This window comes from Caballeronia catudaia (genome assembly GCF_001544755.2).
Lineage (GTDB): Bacteria > Pseudomonadota > Gammaproteobacteria > Burkholderiales > Burkholderiaceae > Caballeronia > Caballeronia catudaia.
Window position 1 is genome coordinate 1 of record NZ_FCOF02000155.1, and the last position, 557, is coordinate 557.

At 60.1% G+C, this 557-nt stretch carries 1 protein-coding gene; it reads right to left on the reverse strand.

Annotated elements, in window-relative coordinates:
• Positions 1 to 40: 40 nt before the first annotated feature.
• A partial coding sequence (locus AWB75_RS36560) for an IS3 family transposase (protein ID WP_143746714.1) occupies positions 41 to 557 on the reverse strand: 517 nt, incomplete at its 5' end.

Consider the following 557-nt stretch of genomic DNA (forward strand, 5'->3'; position numbering starts at 1 on the left):
TGAACCGCCCCGGCTTTGTCGGAGACTGCCGAGTTTGGCGCTACGCCGCGCGAGCGGAGAGCACCAGATTCCGATTGTAAGCTTCCTCTGCCTCCGCCGGCGACACGTACCCGAGCGGGCCGAGCAACCGATGGTGGTTGTACCAGTGTACCCATTCGAGCGTGGCGAGTTCGACATCCTGGAGCGTACGCCATGAACGCCGATGCACGACTTCGGCCTTATACAAGCCGTTGATCGTTTCGGCCAGAGCGTTGTCGTAAGAGTCGCCGACAGTTCCGACTGATGGCTCAACGCCAACGTCCACCAAACGTTCGGTGTACCGAATGCTGAGATATTGCGACCCGTGATCGCTATGATGAATGAGCCCGGGCGGTGGCTGGCGATCGTGTAACGCCTGGTTCAGCGCATCCAGCACGAAGTCAGTCCTCATCGATGCCGACACGCGCCAGCCGACGATACGGCGCGCAAATACATCGGTCACGAAGGCCACGTAGACAAAGCCCGACCATGTCCAGCAGTAGGTAAAATCTGCGACCCACAGCGCGTTAGGCCGCTCG